19 protein-coding genes are annotated in these 22,515 nt (G+C 54.9%); 9 read left to right on the plus strand and 10 right to left on the minus strand.

Annotation, left to right across the window (positions count from 1 at the left end):
* Nucleotides 1-46 precede the first annotated feature (46 nt).
* Nucleotides 47-1,279: a phosphoglycerate kinase gene (locus B145_RS0109480; protein ID WP_018606904.1), complete on the plus strand. Its 1,233-nt coding sequence runs from the start codon at nt 47-49 to the stop codon at nt 1,277-1,279.
* A gap of 85 nt (nt 1,280-1,364) precedes the next feature.
* Here the strand turns inward: B145_RS0109480 and B145_RS0109485 are convergent, their stop codons facing one another.
* The 3 genes from B145_RS0109485 to yqhD all read right to left on the minus strand — a co-directional run bounded on the left by B145_RS0109485 (nt 1,365) and on the right by yqhD (nt 5,248).
* Nucleotides 1,365-2,408 (minus strand): suppressor of fused domain protein, encoded by a 1,044-nt coding sequence (locus tag B145_RS0109485; protein ID WP_018606905.1) that lies wholly within the window; start codon nt 2,406-2,408, stop codon nt 1,365-1,367.
* 60 nt (nt 2,409-2,468) lie between these two features.
* Nucleotides 2,469-3,869, minus strand: a complete 1,401-nt coding sequence (gene dbpA, locus B145_RS0109490) for an ATP-dependent RNA helicase DbpA (protein ID WP_026258995.1) — start codon at nt 3,867-3,869, stop codon at nt 2,469-2,471.
* A gap of 221 nt (nt 3,870-4,090) precedes the next feature.
* Nucleotides 4,091-5,248 carry an alcohol dehydrogenase gene (yqhD, locus tag B145_RS0109495; protein WP_018606907.1) on the minus strand — a complete coding sequence of 386 codons (1,158 nt, stop codon included), beginning with the start codon at nt 5,246-5,248 and terminating at the stop codon, nt 4,091-4,093.
* A gap of 103 nt (nt 5,249-5,351) precedes the next feature.
* Here yqhD and B145_RS0109500 point away from each other — a divergent pair, with 103 nt between their 5' ends.
* Both B145_RS0109500 and msbA read left to right on the plus strand, forming a co-directional pair.
* Nucleotides 5,352-6,359: a LysR family transcriptional regulator gene (locus B145_RS0109500; protein WP_018606908.1), complete on the plus strand. Its 1,008-nt coding sequence runs from the start codon at nt 5,352-5,354 to the stop codon at nt 6,357-6,359.
* Nucleotides 6,360-6,437: 78 nt separating this feature from the next.
* The gene (gene msbA / locus B145_RS0109505) at nt 6,438-8,237 is read left to right on the plus strand and encodes a lipid A export permease/ATP-binding protein MsbA (protein WP_018606909.1); all 1,800 of its coding nucleotides are present in this window, start codon (nt 6,438-6,440) and stop codon (nt 8,235-8,237) included.
* A 63-nt stretch (nt 8,238-8,300) separates the two neighbouring features.
* Here the strand turns inward: msbA and B145_RS29495 are convergent, their stop codons facing one another.
* From B145_RS29495 to ffh, 7 genes are all read right to left on the minus strand, one after another.
* On the minus strand, nt 8,301-8,798 hold the full coding sequence (locus B145_RS29495) for a type IV pilin protein (protein ID WP_018606910.1): 498 nt from the start codon (nt 8,796-8,798) through the stop codon (nt 8,301-8,303).
* Between the two features lie 90 nt (nt 8,799-8,888).
* Nucleotides 8,889-11,846: a hypothetical protein gene (locus tag B145_RS0109515; protein ID WP_157288344.1), complete on the minus strand. Its 2,958-nt coding sequence runs from the start codon at nt 11,844-11,846 to the stop codon at nt 8,889-8,891.
* A gap of 18 nt (nt 11,847-11,864) precedes the next feature.
* Nucleotides 11,865-12,410 carry a PilX N-terminal domain-containing pilus assembly protein gene (locus B145_RS0109520; RefSeq protein WP_018606912.1) on the minus strand — a complete coding sequence of 182 codons (546 nt, stop codon included), beginning with the start codon at nt 12,408-12,410 and terminating at the stop codon, nt 11,865-11,867.
* Entirely contained in the window at nt 12,407-13,516 is a 1,110-nt protein-coding gene (locus tag B145_RS0109525; protein WP_018606913.1) for a PilW family protein, read from the minus strand. The genes B145_RS0109520 and B145_RS0109525 overlap by 4 nt, the downstream gene beginning before the upstream one ends.
* Nucleotides 13,497-13,871, minus strand: a complete 375-nt coding sequence (locus B145_RS0109530) for a type IV pilus modification PilV family protein (RefSeq protein WP_018606916.1) — start codon at nt 13,869-13,871, stop codon at nt 13,497-13,499. Before B145_RS0109530 ends, B145_RS0109525 begins: the two co-directional genes overlap by 20 nt.
* Nucleotides 13,855-14,454: a pilus assembly FimT family protein gene (locus B145_RS27415; protein ID WP_157288345.1), complete on the minus strand. Its 600-nt coding sequence runs from the start codon at nt 14,452-14,454 to the stop codon at nt 13,855-13,857. Before B145_RS27415 ends, B145_RS0109530 begins: the two co-directional genes overlap by 17 nt.
* 368 nt (nt 14,455-14,822) lie before the next feature.
* Nucleotides 14,823-16,184 carry a signal recognition particle protein gene (ffh, locus tag B145_RS0109540; RefSeq protein ID WP_018606918.1) on the minus strand — a complete coding sequence of 454 codons (1,362 nt, stop codon included), beginning with the start codon at nt 16,182-16,184 and terminating at the stop codon, nt 14,823-14,825.
* Nucleotides 16,185-16,320: 136 nt separating this feature from the next.
* On the opposite strand from ffh, the gene B145_RS0109545 reads away from it, so the two are divergent.
* The 6 genes from B145_RS0109545 to B145_RS0109570 all read left to right on the plus strand — a co-directional run bounded on the left by B145_RS0109545 (nt 16,321) and on the right by B145_RS0109570 (nt 22,499).
* Nucleotides 16,321-17,034: a cytochrome C assembly family protein gene (locus B145_RS0109545; RefSeq protein WP_245541846.1), complete on the plus strand. Its 714-nt coding sequence runs from the start codon at nt 16,321-16,323 to the stop codon at nt 17,032-17,034.
* A gap of 431 nt (nt 17,035-17,465) precedes the next feature.
* Entirely contained in the window at nt 17,466-19,181 is a 1,716-nt protein-coding gene (gene pilB / locus B145_RS0109550; RefSeq protein ID WP_026258996.1) for a type IV-A pilus assembly ATPase PilB, read from the plus strand.
* 20 nt (nt 19,182-19,201) lie between these two features.
* Entirely contained in the window at nt 19,202-20,440 is a 1,239-nt protein-coding gene (locus tag B145_RS0109555) for a type II secretion system F family protein (protein WP_026258997.1), read from the plus strand.
* Nucleotides 20,441-20,457: 17 nt separating this feature from the next.
* The gene (locus tag B145_RS0109560; RefSeq protein WP_018606925.1) at nt 20,458-21,387 is read left to right on the plus strand and encodes a prepilin peptidase; all 930 of its coding nucleotides are present in this window, start codon (nt 20,458-20,460) and stop codon (nt 21,385-21,387) included.
* A 206-nt stretch (nt 21,388-21,593) separates the two neighbouring features.
* Nucleotides 21,594-21,854, plus strand: coding sequence for an FmdB family zinc ribbon protein (locus B145_RS0109565; RefSeq protein ID WP_018606927.1), 261 nt, complete (start codon nt 21,594-21,596; stop codon nt 21,852-21,854).
* Nucleotides 21,855-21,863: 9 nt separating this feature from the next.
* Nucleotides 21,864-22,499, plus strand: a complete 636-nt coding sequence (locus tag B145_RS0109570) for a DUF502 domain-containing protein (RefSeq protein WP_018606930.1) — start codon at nt 21,864-21,866, stop codon at nt 22,497-22,499.
* The last annotated feature ends 16 nt before the right edge of the window (nt 22,500-22,515 follow it).

The raw sequence follows: 22,515 nt of genomic DNA on the forward strand, positions 1-22,515 counted from the left end.
GTAGAATCTTTATTTTTCTAATCCCTTCCCTATCGGAAAATTTGATATGACCAAGCTATTCATTGAAGATCTGGATCTGGCTGGCAAGCGCGTGCTGATTCGCGTGGACTTCAACGTACCCGTCAAGAACGGCGTTGTGGAAAGCGACAAGCGCATCCGCGCAGCTCTGCCCACCATCAAATACGCACTAGAAAAAGGCGCCTCCGTGGTGCTGATGTCCCACCTGGGTCGCCCCGATGGCAAGAAGAACCTGAAGTACACCCTGGCACCGGTTGCCAAGCGCCTGGAAGAACTGCTCGGCCGCCCGGTGAAGTTCCTGGACGACTGCGTCGGCCCCACCGTGGAAGCCGAATGTGCCAAGCTCACCGCTGGCCAAGTCGTACTACTGGAAAACGTCCGCTTCTACCTCGAAGAAGAAGGCAAGACCAAGGATGCTGAAGGCAACACCGTCAAGGCCGATAAGGCCAAGGTGGAAGAATTCCGCGCAGCACTCACCCGCCTGGGTGATGTGTTCATCAACGACGCTTTCGGCACCGCCCACCGCGCCCACTCCTCCATGGTTGGCGTGAACCTGCCGCGCGCTGCTGGCTACCTGCTGAAGAAGGAACTGGACTTCCTGGGCGAAGCCGTCAACAAGCCGGTGCGCCCCTTTGTGGCCATCATCGGCGGCTCCAAGATCTCCGGCAAGATCGACGTGATCGAAGCTCTGCTGCCCAAGGTCGACAAGCTGCTGATCGGCGGCGGCATGGCCTTCACCTTCCTGAAGGCACAAGGCAAGGAAATCGGCAACTCGATCTGCGAAAACGACAAGATCGAATTGGCCAAGGCACTGATGGCCAAGGCTGGCGACAAGCTGGTGCTGCCGGTTGACACCATGGTCACCAAGAAGCTGGACTTTGATGCCCGTACCCTGGACGGCCTGGTTGAATACTCTTGCGACGCCATCCCGGCGGGTCAAGAAGGTGTCGACATCGGCTCCAAGTCCGCAGCCCAATACGCTGATATCGTTCGCGGTGCCAAGACCGTGCTGTGGAACGGCCCGATGGGCGTGTTTGAAATCAAGGAAAGCGCCGTGGGCACCTACGCCGTTGCCAACGCGCTGGCTGAAGCTACCGCCAAGGGTGCGACCACCGTTGTGGGTGGTGGTGACTCCGTAGCTGCAATTGAGAAGGCTGGCCTGGAAGACAAGGTCTCCCACGTCTCCACCGGCGGCGGCGCTTCGCTCGAATTCCTGGAAGGCAAGGAACTGCCCGGGGTTGTGGCACTGAGCGACAAGTAATCTGTTGAATGGCGGGCCCCTGCCCGCCTGAAACGACAAACGCCCCACTTGCTGGGGCGTTTTCACATCCAAGGCGAGCTACGCATCAGCCTATCGTCTCAACGACCTTGCCTTCTCCATCCTTGATGAATGTTTTGGCAACCTGAAACACCAAGCCATCAAAACCCTTCAGTGGATAGCGCCCTTCTTTCTGCTCCAGCACGCGGCCAATCTCTGCTACGGTTTCTGGGGTCAGCCCAAGGCGCAAGGTATCCTCATCAATTTCGCTGGTATTGCTGTCTGCGGGAAAGAAATTGACTTCAATCTCCTTTCCAATCAAGCTGAATTCGCGGCCAAATGCCAAACGGTTAGGCAGTATCCCCAATAGCTCTCCCACCTGCCTCGCCCCGAGTGTCACGACGAAACCGCCCTCCTTCACCCAAGACAGTTGGTCGACAAAAATGTGGCCGGTATTAGAACCATCGCGGGCAGCGCCTGCCTTGAGGCGTGTGCGAATCTCCTCATTTTCCAGCAGTGAGTGCCGCCCCAGGTCTGTCACCAGCAATGGCAAATATTCACAGAACACCTCCAGCACATCCAGCGTTCTCCATTGCTTGATGGCCAATTCTTCATCGGTGGTGATGCCGGTGACTTGCAGAAACTCCACCCGCCCGTTTGGAGTTGCGATGGGTGGCAGTTCTGGGTCAAAAGAAAACACGACCGAATGAATCAGGGTGTCTTCCTCCAGCGCAATCGGGCCGTTTGCATTCAGATAGTCGCCGTTGTTGAACACGTTGCCGCTGTTAAAAACATAGCGGGCAAGATTCTGCAAAAAGTTCAGCACCCAGGCAGGGGGTTCTTCACTGTCGGCCTGGGCCAACAAACGAAAGCTCAACTCAAAACCCCATCCGCTATATTCGGGGTTATCTGTTTCTTTCTCATAGAGTTCTGAAAAGCCATACGTCACAAAATGCCAATGCGGTACAGGTTCCAGGCGTTTATAGGCACTGATGCCTTGGAGCGGATCACTTCCGCCCAGCGCGTAACTGAGCACAGTCCCGTAGTGCTTGGGCTCCTGACCGTGATAGATGGGCTCAAGTGCCTTGTCGATGGCATCCCAACCGGGCGCCTGAATTTCGTCCTGATCCAATACAGCCTCCTTGAAAAGATGCGTATGGTCTGTGCCGCTCAGCCTGATGCCAATCAGGCATCAGCCCCGCGACACAAACTTCATTTTGAAGCGTTTGCCCTTGATATTGGCATTCACCAGACGTGTCATGGTCTGGGAGGCGATCTGCCGATCCAGCGCCACATAGGTAATGGTGTCAAAGACATTGATCTTGCCAACCTGCTCCTTGGCAAGCCCAATATCCCCGGTCAAGGCGCCAAGCAGGTCACCGGGGCGCAGCTTGTCACGCTTGCCCCCCAGGATCAGCAGGGTACGCATCGCAGCCTTCGGGCCACCTTCCGCGTGAGGGGCAAGTTCTTCGAGCGGATACCACGCCACCGGGCGCCCTTGGTATTCCTCGATCAGCCGGACCCATTTGCGCTCTTCTGGAGCACATAGGTTGAGCGCCAGCCCTTTTTCGTCGACTCGCCCGGTACGCCCGATGCGGTGAACGTGCACTTCGGTATCACGCGATACGTCGGCATTGATGACTGCTGCCAGCGATTGGATATCAAGCCCCCGCGCCGCCACGTCGGTTGCGACCAGAATCGGGCAACTGCGGTTGGCAAATTGGATGAGGATTTCGTCCCGGTCACGCTGCTCCAGGTCACCATGCAGCGACAACGCATCCATGCCATTGCGGTTGATCTCTGCCACCAGTTCACGGCAGTGAATCTTGGTATTACAAAATATCAGCGCAGAAGCAGGCCGGAAGTGTTGCAGCAACTTGACCACAGCCGCGTTACGAGCCTCAGCAGGCATTTCGTAAAAACGCTGCTCAATGCGCCCTGCATCATGTTGGGCCTCAACCTTGACCTCGGCAGGCTGGCGCAGGAAGGCTGCCGTGGCGGTACGAATGTCATCCGGGTAGGTGGCGGAAAACAGCAGAGTTTGTCGCCCCACTGGGCAAGCCGTGACGATATTGGCGATTTCGTCGTAGAAGCCCATGTCAGTCATGCGGTCCGCCTCGTCCAGCACCAGCGTCTGCAAAGCACGCAGATCAATGCTGTTGCGCCCGAGGTGATCCCGAATCCGCCCCGGTGTGCCGACCACGATATGTGCACCATGCTCCAGCGAGGCCACTTGCGGGCCAATCGGCGTCCCCCCGCATAGAGTGAGTACCTTGACGTTCTCGGACTGACGCGCCAGACGGCGCAACTCGTTGGCGACCTGATCAGCCAGTTCCCGGGTAGGGCAGACCACAAGTGCCTGAATGGCGAAGTTCTCGACAACCAGACGGTGCAGAATCCCCAGGCCAAACGCCGCTGTCTTGCCACTCCCGGTCTTGGCCTGTGCGATCAAGTCTTGCCCGCCCAGAATCACGGGCAGGCTGGCAGCCTGGATCGGCGTCATCTGGAGGTAGCCCAGGCTCTCAAGATTAGCCAGGAGAGGTGCGGAAAGCGGCAAACTGGCAAAGGAAGTGGTAGAGGTCGTATTCGTCACGGACAGGGTTGAGCAATGGGCAAAGGTTTGCCAGTCTATCAGGGGATGGTCAAAATCACGCTATCCGATGCAGATCGCACTGTATTTCACTATATTCCACCCGAATCTATGATTCAAATATCAGGCCCTGAACGCCTGTATAAAAATAGCCGTGCAGGCTGCACGCCATGCACGGCTATCTGTATTGCCCCGCACTTCGACGGGGCGAGAGCAGTCAATTATTAACGCGCCCGTTCCAGGATACGCTGGCTGACTTCCGGGGTAATGGCCTGGCGTTCGCCCAAGGCAATCATCCCATGTTCGCGCAACTTGGCGACCACAGCGGGGATGGAAGAACCATTGAGCTTGTGGCCAGAAAGCCGAGTCGGCACACCCATGCGTTCAAAGAAATCGCGCGTTGCCTGGATTGCGGCAGTGATGCGGGACTCTTCATCGCCCGAGTTCAGCCCCCAAACCCGGCTGGCAAATTGCAGCAGCTTTTCACGCTTGCCCTGGCGCTGCTCTTCCAGCAAGGCCGGCAATACGATTGCCAGAGTCTGCGCGTGATCCAGGCCATGCATGGCCGTCAGCTCGTGACCAATCATGTGGGTTGCCCAGTCCTGCGGCACCCCTGTTCCAATCAGCCCATTGAGCGCCTGGGTGGCAGCCCACATCACGTTGGCACGCACTGCGTAGTTTTGCGGCTCGGCCAGGGCACGCGGACCCTCTTCGATCAGCGTCTGCAAGATGCCTTCGGCAAAGCGATCCTGAATCCGGGCATCCACCGGGTAGGTCAGATATTGTTCGGTGGTATGGACGAAAGCATCCACCACGCCATTCGCAACCTGACGTACCGGCAGGCTGTAGGTGGTTTCGGGGTCCAGAATCGAGAATTGCGGCAGCACCAGCGTGGAGTGGAACGCCAGCTTGTCGCCCGTGGCCTTGCGGCTGACCACGGAGTTGCCATTCATCTCGGTGCCCGTGGCAGGCAAAGTCAGCACACAGGCCAGCGGTACTGCAGCCTTGACCGGAGCATGCTTGGCCAGGATATCCCACGGATCAGCCCCTTCGAACTTCAGCGCGGCAGCAATGAACTTGGTGCCATCGACCACGGAACCACCGCCCACCGCCAGCAGGTAGTCAATCTTCTCAGCCTTTGCCAGCTTGACCGCTTCCATCAGCGTTTCATAAGCCGGATTGGGTTCGATACCACCAAACTCCACGACGCTACGCCCGGCCAGCGCCTTGCGCACCTGCTCCATCACGCCATTGCGCATGATGCTGCCGCCACCGTAGGTCACCATTACCCGTGCATTGGCTGGCAGTTCATCTTTCAGTGCTGCAATCTGCCCCTTGCCAAAGATCACTCGGGTTGGGTTTTGGAAAATGAAGTTATCCATGTTGGCTCCATGAGTCGTTATAAATTTGAAAGGCTGAGTCTAGTGACTGCTCGCAACCAATGCTAGAGTCTGAAAGGGACTTTTGAATCAACCATTGGTTGTTATGCCTAATACCGTCAACACTCGTATCGATATCTTCCGCGCCCTCAAGGCTTTCGTGGAAGCCGCTGAACTTGGCAGTTTCCACCAAGTGGCCACCGCACAGGGCATCAGCCCCCAGGCCGTCAGCAAAAGCATCCGCCAGCTTGAACAGCACCTGGGGGTGAGACTGTTTCACCGGACCACACACAAAAACAGCCTGACCGATGAAGGAGAGCGCCTGTACGAGACCACCCGCCTGCACCTGGGTGAGCTGACAGGTGCCTTGGGGCGCATCCAGCAGGTTGCCACCGACGACGAAGGCACCATCCGCATCACCGCCCCCCCTGCCCTCGGACGCAGGCTACTCGTCCCCCTGATTGCAGAGTACCAGGATACCCACCCGGGTATCGAAGTCGAACTCCTGTTCGAAGAACGCTTCACCGATCTGGTCGCCTCCCGCGTGGACGTCGGCTTCCGTGCTGGCACAGCGCCAGAGGGGCAACTGGTCAGCCGCCAGCTCTTCCCCCTTCAACTCATCACCTGTGCTGCCCCAGCCTACCTGCAGCGGTCCGGGTGGCCCACCACGCCCGATCAGTTGTGGCAGCACCGCTGCACCGGTTTTCGCCACCCGGACACGGGGCGCCTTTTCCCATGGGAGTTTTTGATGGATGGCGAAATTGTGTATCGGGACATTCCAGCCATTTTCTGTACCAATGACGGCGAGACAGAATTCTGCGCCGTACTGGAAGGCATCGCCATCGGCCTGCTGGACTCAGTCAGCGCCGCCCCGGTGCTACGAGAGGGGCGCCTGGTGCCCCTGCTGTGCGAACACGTCAGCCCACGCATGGGGCTACACATTTATTACCCTCCGCGCAGCAACATGCCACGGCGGATTGGTCGCTTTATTGACTTTGCCATGGCCCGTCTGAGCCAGCGCCGGGATTGCCAGTTGTCCATCGACGAACTGCGCACACTTCACCAAGCAGGGACACAGGGGATAAAACCGACCGGCAGGCACTTCTTAAGCTAGCAAATAGGTCACTACATACCCGACTGGTACAATGCCCACACTTTGAGGATCAACGATCCCGCCCACCAGACCCATGCGATGAAAGACTCCATCCAGCTCTACAAACGCCTGCTCGCCTATATCAAACCTTACTGGCGTGTCTCCCTGATTTCGCTGCTGGCAATGGCCTGCACGGCCATACTGACTCCACAGCTTGCGCAGCAGATGCAACCGCTGGTTGATCAAAGCCTGATTGGCAAAAACCCCGCAGCAATGTGGCAGGTGCCCCTCATGATCTTGCTGATCGCCTGCGCCAAGAGCATTTCAGATTACGTGGGGAGTGTCTCCAGCCAGTGGGTAGCCAACAAGGCGGTGGAAGACCTGCGTCGTCTGGTCTTCGACCACCAGATGGATTTACCTGTTGGCACTCATCAGGCAGAAACTTCGGGCCGCATGCTCTCGCGCATTACCTACGATATTCCGCAGGTCAGCAGTGCGCTCTCCACTGCCTGGATTGTCGTCATTCAGGATTCAATGCAAGTCGCTGCAATCCTGGCTGTCCTGTTCTGGAAATCCTGGCACCTCACCGCGCTGATGTTTGCCATCGGCCCCGTTATCGCATGGGTGATCCGCAAAGCCAGCACCGGCATGCGCAAATCCAACCGTGCCCAGCAGGCACAGATGACAGCCATGACCTCAGCGGTAGAGGAGCAGATCTCCAGCCTGAGAGAAATCAAGATATTTGGCACACAGGCGCACGAAGCCAAGCGCTTTGCCCGCATCAATCACATCTTGCGTCAAGAAACCATGCGCGTTGTGCGCATCTCGTCCGCCAACGTTCCGCTTGTGCAGATGCTTGCCTTTGCCGCAATGGTGCCTGTCATGTATGCGGCCTCAAAACTGAGCCAGAGCGGTCTGCTGACGCCAGGTGAGTTTTTTGCCTTCATCACCACCATGGCATTGATTTTTGAACCCATCCGCCGCCTCACCAATATCAACTCCACCATTCAACGTGGCTTGGCAGGGGCACAAAGCATTTTTGAACTGCTTGACCTGCAGACGGAAACCGACACAGGCACACGCACCCTGCCCCAGGTTCGCGGTGACATTCGCTTTGAACACGTCACCTTCAACTACCCGAGACAGGAAAGCCCTGCAATCAATGATTTCTCCCTGGACATCAAGGCAGGTGAAACCGTCGCCTTTGTTGGCGCATCAGGTAGTGGCAAAACAACCTTGATGGCCTTGCTGGCCCGCTTCTTCGATGTCCAGCAAGGGCACATTCTTCTCGATGGCGTGCCGCTCAATGAACTCAAGCTGGCAAACCTGAGAAGCCATATGGCCCTGGTCAACCAGCATGCGGCCTTGTTCGACGACACCATCCGCTACAACATCGCCTACAGCCGACAAGACGCCGATGATCAGGCCATCCGGCGCGCAGCCGAGCAGGCCAATGCGCTTGAATTCATCACGAAGGAGAAAGACGGTTTTGACATGCGCATTGGCAACAATGGCAACCAGCTCTCCGGCGGACAGCGCCAGCGTCTGACCATTGCACGCGCCTTCCTCAAGGATGCCCCGATCCTGCTGCTCGACGAAGCCACATCAGCCTTGGACAACGAATCCGAACGCGTGGTGCGTGAAGCGCTGGTCGAATTGCGCCGCAATCGCACCGTACTGGTAATCGCCCACCGCCTGACCACCATCCGCGATGCCAACCGCATTGTCGTGATGGAGCGCGGGCGCATCGTGGAAATCGGCACGCATGACGAACTGCTTGCCGCCAACGGCGCCTATGCTCGCCTGCTTGCCAGCGGTGAAGAAGTGCTGACCGACGACCCCATCATCGTGCCTGTGCTTGAAAAAGCAGCTGCCGGCGAAGTACTGCATTCACGCTGACACCACTTCAGGTTCAATAAAAAAACCGGCCTCTGCCGGTTTTTTTATTGGGCTGGCACTCCATCAAAATGCCGTACCAATCCCGCTACAACTGGTCGTTGTTGCCGTAAAGTTCCCACCACCGCAGGCATGGCCTCCACCTTCCGAGCAGAAGCAGCGCGTTCCCGCTGAATTGATCCAGGTCTTGATCCCGAAACGCGCAGTCGTCTCTTCAACCGCCAAACTATAGTTGCGCGCTAGCGTATTCGTACCTGAAGCAAAAGTGGTTTCAGGTGAGTAGGAATACACCATCTGCCCTTGATACGGCAATGCATAATCACTGCCATTCGGGTCTTTGATGCTGTTGGTCTTGGAGGTTGCCACCCCAGGATAGGCATTGAAACTGGCGCTCATCCGCTCCAGCGCCGTAGCCGCCTGCATCGCCCCCTCCTTCTGGTGAGACTCCTGCGTCTTGCGCACGGAGTCCCGGTAGCTTGGATAAGCAATGGCCGCCAAAATCGCAATCACCGCCATCACAATCAACAACTCAATCAAGGTAAAACCGTTTTCACGCTTGCTCATCACACGCCTTTCCTTAACCCGCCTCACACAAACCAAGAAAATGGGCGGGAAGCAAACCGCCCCCGCCCATCCATTACCCATGCATATCAATCAGAAGAAGTTGGTCAGCTCGCGCCAGTTCAGGCGGGTCTTGGCAGTACCTGTCGCCTCAAAGTGAGTTTCATTCCCGGAAGGCTTGCTGGCATTTGTTGAACCCGCAGAGGAACCATAGTTATAGAAGGTCTTGGGCCAACCTGATGCTGCAGCCTGACCGGCAATATACGTTCCAGTTACACCACACGAACCTTCCACCACATAGGTTACGACCGAAATCCCCGTCGCTTCACCATCCCCTGTACGAATAGACAAGGAAGAACGACTGCTAGACCCCATCATGGATCCATCCAAAGCAGACTTACCCGTTGCCAACAACAGCGGACCGAATGAATATGCACCCGTCGTCGTAGCATCGCTATCCGCAATACACTTTACATTCAAGGTTTCTTCCTTGGTATAAGGAATCAGGGTCGTTTCCATATACGACTTGGTTGGTGGCAGGATGGCAGGCAAGGCTGTGATCGAAGCACCTGTTGGAATCGAAGGCACAGTCACATTCGCATCCGAACTGTCTGATCCACCTGCCCTGGCATACCAAAGGTATGACCAAGACGGATTGCCACTCACCCCATCATACTTCACAGCCGTTACCTGACTCTTGGTCTGTGCCTCCACGATTTTTGCGTTTGCAGTTCCGCTGCTAATGAAAGAACCATTCAGACCAAATACAGGCTCGCCGCTGGGTAACTTCAAATCAATATCGTCAAGGCCAGTCAGCTTTTCGCCATCGGCAGTCATCTCGTAGAGCTTCCGGCCAGTGCTGCCAACCATGATGCTGCTGTCACTCCAGTAGATCAGGTTGGAACTCTCCTTGTCACTCGTTCCCAACACTGTATCCAGAGAATGCTCCGAAATCGTCCCACTACCGTCGGCATTGCGAACAACCAGTTTGTGATCGACTACGTACGCGACCTTCCCCGCGTTGTCCTGGCTAACAGCCTCAGTGGGCGCAGCCCCGCCAAAAGGCCAACCTGTAGTGGGCACCCCGGCTGCAATATCTGCATAGGCACCTCCCGGGGAATTCTTCCCGGAGCGATAATCGTAAAAAGCAATGCCACTAGAGGTTGCCAAAGCATCACCATCTGCGTTCGTTTGGATTGAGAAGTGCAAAGCACCTCCTAGTGCAGAACCGGTAATGTAATACTTACCATCAATTTCAACTGTACTGATCTGCCCCCAAGGATGCGCATTCATGATGGCATCTGCAGCAGCCTTCTTAGCCGCTGCGGTAGCGGTAGTGGAAATCGGTTGAATTTTCTGTCCAATATCGTAAGGCATCCAGCCCCAATTGAAACCGCCTGTTTCTCTATCGATGGAATACAGGAAACCATCTTCACTTACGAAAATTATTGATTTGCCAAAAATAACGGGGGCCGTGCGCCAAGGGCGACCAAACACAGAATCACTTGCCCGACTGCCCAATTCCTCTACCGAAGGGTTCAGAATGCGTTCAACATACGGCTTAGCCCAAGTACTGCCTGCAATGGTCGTAATATTCGTGGTGTTGTCATTCGTATACATATGCGCCCTGCGCCACGTATCACCTCGGGATTCGCCATTGACAGTAACCTTCCCGCTCTTCATGGCCACCAATTGCGTTGCAGCGCTCCACGCCTGCGTACCGTAAGTACCGTTGGACATGATGTGGTAAGCCACCAAATCGCCCGAAATCCCTGCAGTCTGCGTGCCATCCGATGCGGTTGTACCATCGCGTTGCGTGGCAACATAGGCGTAACCATCGGTTGTCTGTATGACATTCGAGGAAACTGTCGCCTGACAGTTATCCACGTGCATGGTCGGCGTCACCGCCGTCATCGCCAGAGAGTAGGAACTATAGACGTAACCAGCCTTGACGGTGGTCTTATTCCCCTCCATCTGAGATGCTTTGTAGAAATAGAAGTTCTGAGCGTTGTTCTGCGTATAAATATTAGTGGCCAAAACCTCACCAATAATAGTCGCTGGCGTCGCACTGGCTGGCTTGAAATCGCCATTATCTACATAAATCCCTGCCGCCATCGCCATGGCGCCTTGGGTGTAAAAATTACCTTTGTAGAGATTGATCTGTAGCCGTTCCGGGTGCTCGGCGTTCATCACCGTATACTGCTCGTTATAGATCGAACGGCTTTTGCCACTGTTTGCACGCCATGTGCTGTAGTCGCCACCCAGCATCTTCTGGCAACCAGTCGCCGACATGTTGAGGCATGAATTAGATGAAAGTGAAAAACCTGAACTATCCCAACTGTTAGGACTCACCCCCAGAATATTGAGAACCGCAGTACCTGAGCCCGTGGCTACATCTATATCACAGCTAGCCGCATGGCCAACATAGTCGATATAGTTTACAGAACTATCTGCAAACGTAACGCCTCTTTTTGTCGAAGCATTACTATTACAAGCGCCAAATGACAAATACTTGATTTTTACCGCCCCGGTAAAAATCAGCATCGAGTCATTCGGCACATATACCGTGCCGTACTCACCTGCAGGCAGGGAGTAGACTCCACTCCCCATATTCTTCATCAATGAAGAGCCACTATCAACATTGGTACTTGACGAACTTGAAACGTATGTATCAAGCGTACGCTTGCTACCTGTTGCGGTGCTGGCCTTGGCATCCACCGTCTCTGTTACGATATTCCCATTGGCATCAACAGAAGTGTTGCCGAGCGAATCCTTGGCAGGCATCGTAGCCTGACAGGCATTCCCCCCCATCACCAAATGGGTGGAATCAGTTCCTATTAAGTTGGAATTAAATATCTGTGCATTACACGTATCATGTTCAGCAGAATTCACAAAACTGATTGTCCCGTTTTTCATAACGGTGAAGACACCAGGCAGTGTGCTTCCGTCTGTACCTACCGTACACTCAGCTGCAATCGCAACACCGGCGGCTGTGAAACACAGGGCGAGCCCTAAGGCCAATGCCTGCTTGGTAAAATTCGGAGTTCTCATGTTGTGCCTCCCTATTTCTCAATACAGTTCTTGTGCGGTGGATAGCACAACCAAGGTGCCGTCACGCTGACCGCCGGCCTTGGCATAAATGGTGAATCGCGCATGCTGGCTGCTGGTGGATTTACTGCCATTACTGGAGACCACCCCACCGCTGGCGCTCGTGGAGGCCATGCCTTCATACACCACGACATAGCGCCCGCTGGTCCCGGTCATATTGGCCAGATCCGTCAATTCCACCGATTTGGAGTTGAAGGTGTATTCATTCCACGGCAGCACGGCAAATGCGGTTTCACCGCGAACATAAAAACCTTTGCCTTTGCTCAACACAGCCTGTTTGACATTGGTTTTCCGCGCCAGAACGGTCGCCTCAGACAATGCCACCTGCATAGCAGATTCCGCCAGATACAATGCACGTTGGCGATCGCTCCACCCGGCAGCACTGCGCGCTTCCCCAGTCGTTGCGATGTAACCTGCGGCGGCAATCAAAGACACCATGACGAGCAGAACCAGAGACACCACTAGTGCGGCACCTTGCTGTGCAGACCTGTAGTGAAGTGTTTTCATAGGTTTCGAATCCCTACAGACATTTTCATGGGCAGGTACACATAGCGATCAGTCGGCATGGTCTGCACATCACTATCAAAGGTGTAAGGGACGGCTACGGTATTCCCCGGCTTGCTGGAACGAATGAGCATATTGATAGTGACGCCACGTACCGAGAACCACCCACCCAACCCGCCAGCGTTGACGTTGGCAATCAGTTGGTCAGCCGTTACCGTTTTGACTTCACCTGTGGCAAGCGAGCTGCCCGTGGTGGGTTCCGCAGCCAGTTCATAGGCATAGTTCAAATGCAGGGTAGCCACCTGATCTGAGACCAGTTGAGGTTTTGCGTTGCCAAGAATAGCGTCGCGTGCGCTGAGACGATACAGACCCTTGATGTTATTGATGGTAGCCACAAACCACCAGACAACATCCAGGCGACCGACGATAGCGCCCGTCTTGTAGATCGACCCCAGCCCTTCCTGTTTGTTGCCCGTGCCAATCCCAGTAGTGGTACCTGCGGTATGCGTAACAGAGGTAGTAGAGTTACTTGTTGCCTCAAAGATTGAAGAAGCCTTGCAATCGGTAATGAGAAGCGCATCACCGATCTTGACATCCTGCCCTGCTGCAGGGGTGACAAGCTTGAGTGCAGTAGTGCCATCTGTCATGGCCGAATCAAGCTCGGTCAGCATGCCATTGATGCCACGGATGGCCACGACATCCGATTGTGAATCAAGCGTGTAAGTGGCAATGATATCTGCCGCTGGCATGGTGACAGTCGCCTGCCCGTCCTTACCTTTGAGCTTGGCGGTTGAGACCGTGCCACGTGCAAAGCCGACAATACCACCGTTGTCGGGATAGAAGCGGTTACCGTCATTGATGACCTGGGTATAAGTGCCCACTGGCCAGCAGCCAAAATCACCTGCGGCACGCACATCACGCGCCAAGGAATCCATGGCTATGCGCCCCTCTGCCTGGATACCGACCATTTCGGTGGATTGGCGGTTGGTGACGCGCTGTGAGACGAACAAGGCTACAGACCCGCCGACGACGATCAACCCCAGCACCATGGCGATCATCAGTTCAACGAGGGTAAAGCCTTGAGAATACTTAGCTGGTACGTACTGCATATTCAGCTTTTTCCGGAGTTGATTTGCCTGGAGGCGTCCAGGTGATGGTGACGGTACAGACATTTGCCGCACAAGCTACGCTGCCGGTGCCCTGCGGCAAATCCCGTTTAATATCTGTCTTCCAGGATTCCAGGCTACCTGTCTGCCAATTTTTCCCAGAATAATTGAACGACAGACCGTCCAGTGCAGTTTGTGCATAGGCACCCGCCAGCAAGGTGTAACGTGAATCGGCATTTTGGCGCACAGCCTCGGATTGCAGCTTGAGCGCACCTACCATGCCAATCGAGAGAACCAGCACAGCGATCAGCACCTCAATCAGGGATGAGCCCTGTTGTGACTCAAGATGTTTTGACACTGGCTTTTCCTCCAGGCTGGATCTGCACCTGCACCGTTTTAGCGCTTCCAGTATTAGCGCCTGCAATGAAGCTCAACGTCACCGTATTGGTATTTGCGCCAATGCCGGAAGGCAGGTAGGACACCGAACACATGCCCGGCAATTCGCTTGACGCTGCGCAGGCGTCAACATTGAGAACAGCGTTGCCGTAACGGGCGGTGAAATCTGTCTTGCTCAGACAAGTCACAGCCTTGGGCTGTGCCACGCCGGTTGAGGTATTGGTGTCCCAACGCACAACGGCCCATGCAGCATCGCCACAACTGCCGGTTACCGAAGTGCCTGAAAGCGTATTGGTATTGGTTTGAACCAGGAGCACAGTACGGCTGCCAGTCTGCGAGGCCAAGGCACGCGCACTGGCGGCGGCACGCAAAAAGCCATCCGAAGCCCCTTCTGACTTGGCTTGTTGAACACGATCAGAGAAGTTGACCACAGCAATCGCCAACAGGATTGCTGACACCGAAAGCGTCACCAATAGTTCGATTGCGGTAAAGCCTCTGCCTCGAATCCGCCCCCTCGCATTGCTTCGGGCGTAGTTTTTTGACATTTTTTCCTCCAGCATCTCTATCAATGAAGATATGCTGAGTGCAATTACAGTTATTTGATGCGATAGTGCCGCAGGCGGGGGTTTCCCGCAATAGAAAACGATATCAAGACACCGAACGGCGGGAAAAAACCGACGAACGGCCAATAAAACATATAACTTTAGTAGTATATATTGGCATAAAAAAACGAAATCAAATCAACAAAATGCATTGATCATTGAAAGTATATAGTCACCCTTGCCGTATATCCTGCCGTTCATCCTCCAAATTCATTACCAGAAATCGAAGATAAAAAAAGGGCGCCCCAAGCGCCCTTTGTCAATACAAAACCTAGCAGCAGGTGTATCCCCCACCAGTCGAAATGTGAATATCAGAAGCGAGGCATCATGCCTTTCATTCCGCCCAAGCCACGCATGAGCTTACCCAGGCCGCCCTTGGAGAACTGCTTCATCATCTTCTGCATCTGCTCAAACTGGTTGAGCAGGCGATTGACTTCTTGCACCTGCACCCCTGCTCCTGTAGCAATGCGACGCTTGCGGCTGGCTTTGATAAGCTCTGGGCGCGCGCGCTCAGCGGGGGTCATGGAATTGATGATCCCTTCCACACGGCCAATCGCCTTTTCCTCCGCTCCGCCTTGCAGTTGGGAGGCGGCCTGGGCAAACTGGGCTGGCATTTTGTCCATCAACTTGGAGATGCCACCCATTTTGCGCATCTGGGCGATCTGCTCTTTAAAGTCATTCAGATCAAAGTTTTTGCCCTTCTTGAGCTTTTCAGCCAGATCAAGCGCGGCCTGCTCATCCACGGCAGAGCGGGCCTCTTCAACCAAAGAGAGGATGTCGCCCATGCCCAGGATACGGCTGGCCATCCGATCGGGGTAGAACTCATCCAGGCCGGTAAGCTTTTCACCGACCCCGGTAAACTTGATGGGGGCACCTGTTACGTGACGCACGGACAAGGCCGCGCCACCACGTGAATCGCCATCCAGCTTGGTCAGCACAACCCCAGTCAGCGGTAGCGCTGCGTGAAACGCCCGGGCAGTATTCACGGCATCCTGCCCCTGCATGGCATCGACGACAAACAGGGTTTCAATGGGGTTCAAGGTCACGTGGAGCTGGCGGATTTCTTCCATCATGGCTTGATCGACGGTGATCCGGCCTGCCGTATCCACCAACAAGACATCAAAATAGTGGCGTTTGGCGTAATCCACGGCTGCCCGTGCAATATCAACAGGCAGCTGATCAGCTTGGGAGGGGAAAAACTCGGCGCCTACCTGAGTGGTGACAGTCTGCAACTGGGCAATAGCCGCAGGGCGGTAGACGTCACAGGAGACGGTAAGCACCTTTTTGCGGTGTTTTTCCTTGAGCCATTTAGCGAGTTTGGCTACGGTTGTGGTTTTACCGGCACCTTGCAAGCCTGCCATCAGGATTATTGCGGGCGGTTGTGTGGCAAAATTGAGGGCTGCCTGACTTCCTCCCATAATCTCGGTGAGTTCGCGCTGGACGACACCGACCAAAGCTTGACCGGGAGTAAGCGAGCCGATGACCTCCTGCCCCACGGCACGTTCCTTGATACGGGCAACCAGGTCTTTGACGACAGGCAACGCCACATCGGCTTCCAACAGGGCCATACGGACTTCCCGTAGCATGTCGGCAATGTTGTCTTCCGTCAGGCGTGCTTGCCCCCTGAGGTTCTTGACGAGTTTAGCGAGTCGGTTGGTCAGATTATCCAGCATGAGGTTTCGAATGAGCGTAAGTGGGAGTTAAACTGCAAGTATGCAAGGAATTCTACTTCATCTACTCGCCACGGCACTGTATATCTGCCTGTGGTTGACCTGTTGGCACGCCAATGAGCGGCCAAACGGTTCGCGCATGGCGACTACTGTTGTGCTTTGCGCCGCACTGTTGAGCCACGCCCTGGCATTGGGAACGGATCTGTTTGCCGCCCAACATTTTCATTTTGGCTTGAGCAATGCGTTGTCCATCACCATGTGGCTGGCAATGATGCTATACGCGGTAGAAAGCACGCTGACTCCGCTAGATGGGCTCTTGCTTTTCGCCGCCCCGGTTGCCGCCATCGCCACCGTCATGCCTGCCGTACTGGGCGGGCATCCTATGGTCGTTCCGCTTAGCGGCTGGGCGTTTCGTCTGCACATCATCGTCGCCCTGATGGCCTACGGGCTCTTTACCCTGGCGGCCTTCCACGCATTGTTGATGATGGCGATTGAACGCAGCCTACACCACGGCAATCAACCCGGATCACTGCGGCGCCTGCCTCCGCTCCTGACCATGGAGCGATTGCTTTTCCGTCTGATCAGCTCTGCATTTGTGTTGTTAACCATCACAATTGTCTCCGGCTTGTTCTTCTCGCCAGAAATTTTTGGCAAACCCTTTGCACTGACCCACAAGTCTGTATTCAGCATCCTTGCCTGGTTTGTGTTCGGGGCACTGTTGATCGGGCGTCATCTCTACGGTTGGCGTGGCCGGACAGCGCTACGCTGGACCTTGTCTGGCTTGGTATTGATGCTGCTTGCCTATGTAGGCTCAAGATTTGTGCTTGAATTCATACTTGGGCGTAGCTACTAGCTCGCCACATTGACTAGCAGATCCGGCGGACAATGGGGAATGCACCAATAAAAGTGTTGTAAAAATACATCTCCGGGCACTATAGACTTTATAGTAAAAGCGGCGCCCCTCAAGGCTGTGCGGAGGTTTTGATGAATGAACAAAAGTGGCTCAACATCTACCTTGAGCGAGCCGTTATTGCATGAATTGCCGTACAAAAACCGGGGCTTATAGCATTCCGCGCAGTCAGCAGGCATCTTACTCAGATTCTTGAGGCGAATACCGGATTTGCGCTTTGAGCTCGCCAAGCAGGCGGAGCCAAGGCGCAACAGATATGTGACTGTACCGACTATCGGTACCTCACAGCGGCCTTGACTTGATTACAATCGAAGAATCTTCTGTGCTTGATGAACATTGGCACCTAACCCATTGAAAGTCAGACGTTTCAGTACATGGCAGCAACACCTCAACCTATTATGAATGGCTTGGCACGAGCCTTGGTGCAGCAGGGGCGCATCAAGGAAGCGGATGCCATTGCCTGTTCTGCTGCAACCTCCACGCCTGGTGGCTTTGTAGGCGAGGCCATACAGAAGGGGTTGATACGCTCACTTGATCTTGCCCAGTTCTGCTCGGAGACATTCGGCTGCCCTTGGCTGGATCTGGCAGCCTTTGACGATGCCTTCTTTGCCAAAGACGCCATTGACGCCAAGTTGATGTCCAAGCACTTGGTGCTGGCCTTGGGCAAAAAGGGCAACCGGATTACTGTAGCACTGGCAGACCCGACCAATCTGCGCGCGCTGGATGAAATCCGCTTCCAAACAGGGATGGCGGTTGACCCTGTCGTGGTGGAAATCGACAAGCTGATCGCCCGCGTCGGCAAGCTATCCGAAAGCAGTACCACAGCACTGAGTTCGCTTTCGGAAACCGACGAATTTGGTTTGGAAGGCATCGAGACAGAGGCGGAGGGAGAAAGCTCCGCAGATTCTGGAACTGCGGATATCGATGATGCCCCCGTCGTCAAATTCATCCATAAAGTGCTGTTGGACGCCATCAACGAAGGGGCTTCCGACATCCACTTTGAGCCTTACGAGAAATTTTACCGGATCCGTTACCGTACAGACGGCATTCTGCGGGAAGTGGCGCAGCCACCGCTTCCGCTCAAAGAAAAAATCGCTGCGCGGATCAAAGTCATCTCGCGTCTGGATATTTCTGAAAAGCGCGTCCCGCAGGACGGGCGGATGAAGCTGGTGCTGTCCAAACAAAAAGCCATTGATTTCCGGGTCAGCACCCTACCAACGCTGCATGGCGAAAAGATCGTAATGCGTATTCTCGACCCCAGCAGCGCCATGCTGGGTATTGACGCGCTGGGGTATGAGGCTGACCAGAAGGCGGCGCTGATGGACGCCATTGAGCGCCCGTATGGCATGGTACTGGTGACCGGCCCAACCGGTAGCGGTAAAACGGTGTCCCTTTACACCTGCCTGAACATTCTCAACAAACCCGGCGTCAATATTTCCACCGCAGAAGACCCGGCGGAAATCAACCTGCCGGGGATCAACCAGGTCTCAATGAATGACAAAGCGGGGCTGAATTTTGCGGTGTCGCTCAAAGCCTTCCTACGTCAAGATCCTGATGTGATCATGGTCGGGGAAATCCGTGACCTTGAAACCGCAGAAATCTCCATCAAAGCGGCCCAAACAGGTCACATGGTGCTCTCCACCCTGCACACCAATGACGCACCGACAACGCTGGAGCGCTTGAAGAACATGGGGGTCGCCCCGTTCAATATTGCATCCAGCGTCATCCTGATTACCGCCCAACGCTTGGCACGACGCCTATGCTCGTGCAAAAAGCCATTAGAAATTCCTGTTGAAGCACTTCTGCAGGCGGGCTTTAGTGAGGCGGATCTGGATGGCAGCTGGACACCTTATGGCCCTGTTGGATGTGATCGTTGCAAAGGCTCCGGGTATAAAGGGCGGGTCGGTATCTATCAGGTCATGCCGCTTTCTGAAGAAATACAACACATCATCATGACGGGGGGGAACTCCATGGACATTGCAGCCCAGGCGCAACTAGAAGGGATTCGCGATCTGCGCCAATCCGGCCTGCTCAAAGTCAGACAAGGCATGACATCCCTGTCAGAAGTCTTGGCCACCACTAACGATTAATCGCCGCAGGACACTCAGTCATGGCTACAGCAATGCGCTCTGTCAAACGCCCAGGGGCCCCCCAGGAGATCATCTTCAACTGGGAAGGCAAGGACAAGTCTGGAAAAATCATTCGCGGGGAAATGCGGGCCCAGACCAAGGCCGTGGTCAAGGCCACCTTGCGTCGCCAAGGCATTTCAGTTAACGAAAACAAGATCAAAAAGCGTAGTTTCGCGCGCGGCTCCAAGGTCAAAGACAAAGATATCGCCATCTTTACCCGCCAGCTCGCCACCATGATGCGAGCCGGGGTGCCTTTGCTGCAATCCTTTGATATCGCCATCAAGGGTACCAGCAATCCTGCTTTGGGGCGTCTGCTCAACGACATCCGAACCGAGGTTGAGTCAGGCACCAGCCTTGGCAACTCATTGCGCAAGCACCCTCAGTATTTTGATGCCTTGTACTGTAACCTGGTCGCAGCAGGTGAGCAGTCCGGTGCGCTGGAAAACCTGCTTGACCGGATCGCCATCTACCAAGAAAAGATGTTGGCGATCAAGAGCAAGATCAAATCAGCCTTGTTCTACCCCATCGCGGTGATGGTTGTGGCCGCCGCAGTGGTGGTTGTGATGATGATCTTCGTGATCCCGGAGTTCAAAAAGGTTTTCACCAGCTTTGGCGCCGACCTGCCTGCACCTACATTGTTTGTGATGTCCTTGTCAGACTTCTTCGTCGAACACGCCTTTTTGATTTTTGGTACGCTGATTGCCGCTGTAGTAGGCTTTATGTACGCATTCAAGCGCTCCCCTACCTTACAGGCCAGGGTTGACCGGATGGTGCTACAAATCCCGGTCATTGGCGAAATTATCCGCAAGGCCACCATTGCACGCTGGACACGCACGCTTTCCACCATGTTTGCAGCCGGGGTGCCACTGGTTGAAGCACTCGATTCTGTAGCAGGCGCCGCAGGGAACCATGTCTACAAGGTGGCAACCAAGCGCATCCAATCCGAAGTAGCCACGGGCACAAGCCTGACCGTCGCCATGCAAGGCACCAATGTGTTCCCCGCCATGGTCGTACAGATGGTATCGATTGGCGAAGAATCCGGCCAGCTTGATGGCATGTGTTCAAAAGTGGCTGACTTTTTCGAGCGTGAAGTCGATGACATGGTCGCGGGCCTGTCACAGTTGCTTGAACCTATCATCATCGTGGTATTGGGTACCTTGATCGGGGGCTTGGTCGTTGCCATGTACCTGCCGATCTTCAAGCTCGGCCAAGCAATCTGATTTCGATGCCGACAACAATGTTTGAATGGCTTGCAAATGAAACGGCAGTGCTATGTATCACTGCATTTGTGGGGCTCTGTGTAGGGAGTTTCCTGAATGTAGTCATCCATCGCCTGCCGCTGATGATGGAACGGGAGTGGAGAGGTGAAGTCGACGCTTGGCTGACAGAGCATCTACAGCTGTCATTACAGGCGCTCTACACCAAGTTCCTGAACAAACCCGAACCCGAGCAACAGCCTCTGAACTTGGCTTTTCCGGCATCTCGTTGTCCGCATTGTGGGCATCAGATCACCAGTCTTGAGAATATCCCGGTACTGAGTTACCTCTTCCTGAGAGGGAAATGTAGCCAGTGTCGGGCTCCGATCAGTATCCGCTATCCTCTGGTTGAGACGCTTACCGGTCTATTGTCCGTTGCCGTTGTCTGGCACTTTGGCGCGACATCCATGGCGCTTGGCGCATTGGTGTTTCTCTGGGCCCTCATTGCCCTGGCACTGATTGACCTGGATACACAATTGCTGCCGGACAGCATCACCCTACCCCTAGTATGGGCCGGAATCCTTTTCAATCTGGTGACGCATCAGCTCCCATTGGAGACCTCGGTCATTGGTGCCATAGCAGGTTACCTGTCTTTATGGTCCGTTCACTGGCTCTACTATGGATACAAGAGCCTCACCAATCGCCTGTTCGGCCGTGAAGACCAACTTCATGGCATGGGCTATGGTGATCTCAAGTTGCTGGCAGCCATTGGCGCATTTCTAGGCTGGAAGATCCTACCCGCAGTCATCCTGCTGTCCTCACTGGTTGGCGCCTGCGTTGGGATTGGTTTGGTCGTATTTGCCAAACATGGGCGAGAAGTCCCCATCCCCTTCGGCCCCTACCTCGCTACAGCCGGTGTCCTGGCTTTGTTCTTCGGCCCGGCCCTGACAAGCCTGATTCTGCCGATGTAATTCGGTTTCTAAATCAATACGGTCACGAAGACAATCCGCAGACAGTGGTCACTCCACAGCAAGGCGAAGTCGACAAAGAGCGGATTGGTTTAGAAGCGGAATAAGGCCTTCTGCCACAAAGAGCCCGCTTACCTCACAAGCGAGCTCTAACCATCTCCTTCCCAATGCGCTACAATCAATGGCTGATTGGTTCAAGGAGGTAACAAATGCCAATTTACGAATACCGTTGTGGTGACTGCGGTCACCAAAAAGATCACTTGCAGAAGCATAGTGATGCCCCCATTGCTGCTTGCCCAGCCTGTGGCAGCAACAATTACAGCAAGCAACTCTCAGCTGCTGGGTTCCAGCTCAAAGGGAACGGTTGGTATGCAACCGACTTCAAGGGGGGCGCCTGCCCAGTCGCACAAGGCGGTGAAGCCAAGTCTGCGGCCGATACGCCCTGTGGCGGCAACTGTGCGTGCCATTGAGCACTGTAGATGAAAAAATATCTCATCACCGGTTTACTGGTCTGGGTGCCTCTTGCCATTACGGTATGGGTACTGCAGTTGATCGTCAGCACACTGGATAGCTCCCTGCTGTTGTTGCCAGAAGAATGGCGGCAGCAGCATGAGTTTCTTGGCACCAAGGCTTGGGGCGTTGGTGCTGTCATCACCCTGGTCGTGGTATTCCTCACCGGGGTGATTGCCTCCAACTTTTTTGGGCAACGCCTGCTCAGCATCTGGGAAGGGATTCTGAACCGCATTCCTGTGGTCAAGTCCATCTATTCCAGTGTCAAGCAGGTTTCCGACACTCTGCTGGGGCCTGGGGGACAAGCCTTCCGCAAGGCATTGCTCGTGCAGTATCCCCACAAAGGAAGTTGGACAATCGCTTTCCAGACTGGCTTGCCCGGTGGAGAGGTTGCGGAACACTTGCACGACAGTCACATCAGTGTCTACGTGCCGACTACCCCCAACCCCACTTCAGGTTTTTTCCTGATGATGCCCAAATCAGAGGTCATCGAACTAAATATGTCGGTGGATTCTGCGCTCAAGTACATCATCTCAATGGGTGTCGTCAGCCCTGAAACACCTCACAAACGCCAGGAAGGTGATTTGCATTCACGTCTGCCATGAGGAAACGCCTGCTACT

It is taken from the genome of Uliginosibacterium gangwonense DSM 18521 (assembly GCF_000373965.1).
Classification (GTDB): Bacteria; Pseudomonadota; Gammaproteobacteria; order Burkholderiales; family Rhodocyclaceae; genus Uliginosibacterium; species Uliginosibacterium gangwonense.

Coding starts and splice junctions, on each gene's coding strand:
- B145_RS0109565 (WP_018606927.1), top strand. CDS start 21,594: ATGCCAATTTACGAATACCGTTGTGGTGACTGCGGTCACCAAAAAGAT.
- msbA (WP_018606909.1), top strand. CDS start 6,438: ATGAAAGACTCCATCCAGCTCTACAAACGCCTGCTCGCCTATATCAAA.
- ffh (WP_018606918.1), bottom strand. CDS start 16,184: ATGCTGGATAATCTGACCAACCGACTCGCTAAACTCGTCAAGAACCTC.
- B145_RS0109570 (WP_018606930.1), top strand. CDS start 21,864: ATGAAAAAATATCTCATCACCGGTTTACTGGTCTGGGTGCCTCTTGCC.
- B145_RS0109515 (WP_157288344.1), bottom strand. CDS start 11,846: ATGAGAACTCCGAATTTTACCAAGCAGGCATTGGCCTTAGGGCTCGCC.
- B145_RS27415 (WP_157288345.1), bottom strand. CDS start 14,454: ATGTCAAAAAACTACGCCCGAAGCAATGCGAGGGGGCGGATTCGAGGC.
- B145_RS0109500 (WP_018606908.1), top strand. CDS start 5,352: ATGCCTAATACCGTCAACACTCGTATCGATATCTTCCGCGCCCTCAAG.
- yqhD (WP_018606907.1), bottom strand. CDS start 5,248: ATGGATAACTTCATTTTCCAAAACCCAACCCGAGTGATCTTTGGCAAG.
- pilB (WP_026258996.1), top strand. CDS start 17,466: ATGGCAGCAACACCTCAACCTATTATGAATGGCTTGGCACGAGCCTTG.
- B145_RS0109560 (WP_018606925.1), top strand. CDS start 20,458: ATGTTTGAATGGCTTGCAAATGAAACGGCAGTGCTATGTATCACTGCA.
- B145_RS0109480 (WP_018606904.1), top strand. CDS start 47: ATGACCAAGCTATTCATTGAAGATCTGGATCTGGCTGGCAAGCGCGTG.
- B145_RS29495 (WP_018606910.1), bottom strand. CDS start 8,798: ATGAGCAAGCGTGAAAACGGTTTTACCTTGATTGAGTTGTTGATTGTG.
- B145_RS0109520 (WP_018606912.1), bottom strand. CDS start 12,410: ATGAAAACACTTCACTACAGGTCTGCACAGCAAGGTGCCGCACTAGTG.
- B145_RS0109545 (WP_245541846.1), top strand. CDS start 16,321: ATGGCGACTACTGTTGTGCTTTGCGCCGCACTGTTGAGCCACGCCCTG.
- B145_RS0109525 (WP_018606913.1), bottom strand. CDS start 13,516: ATGCAGTACGTACCAGCTAAGTATTCTCAAGGCTTTACCCTCGTTGAA.
- B145_RS0109555 (WP_026258997.1), top strand. CDS start 19,202: ATGGCTACAGCAATGCGCTCTGTCAAACGCCCAGGGGCCCCCCAGGAG.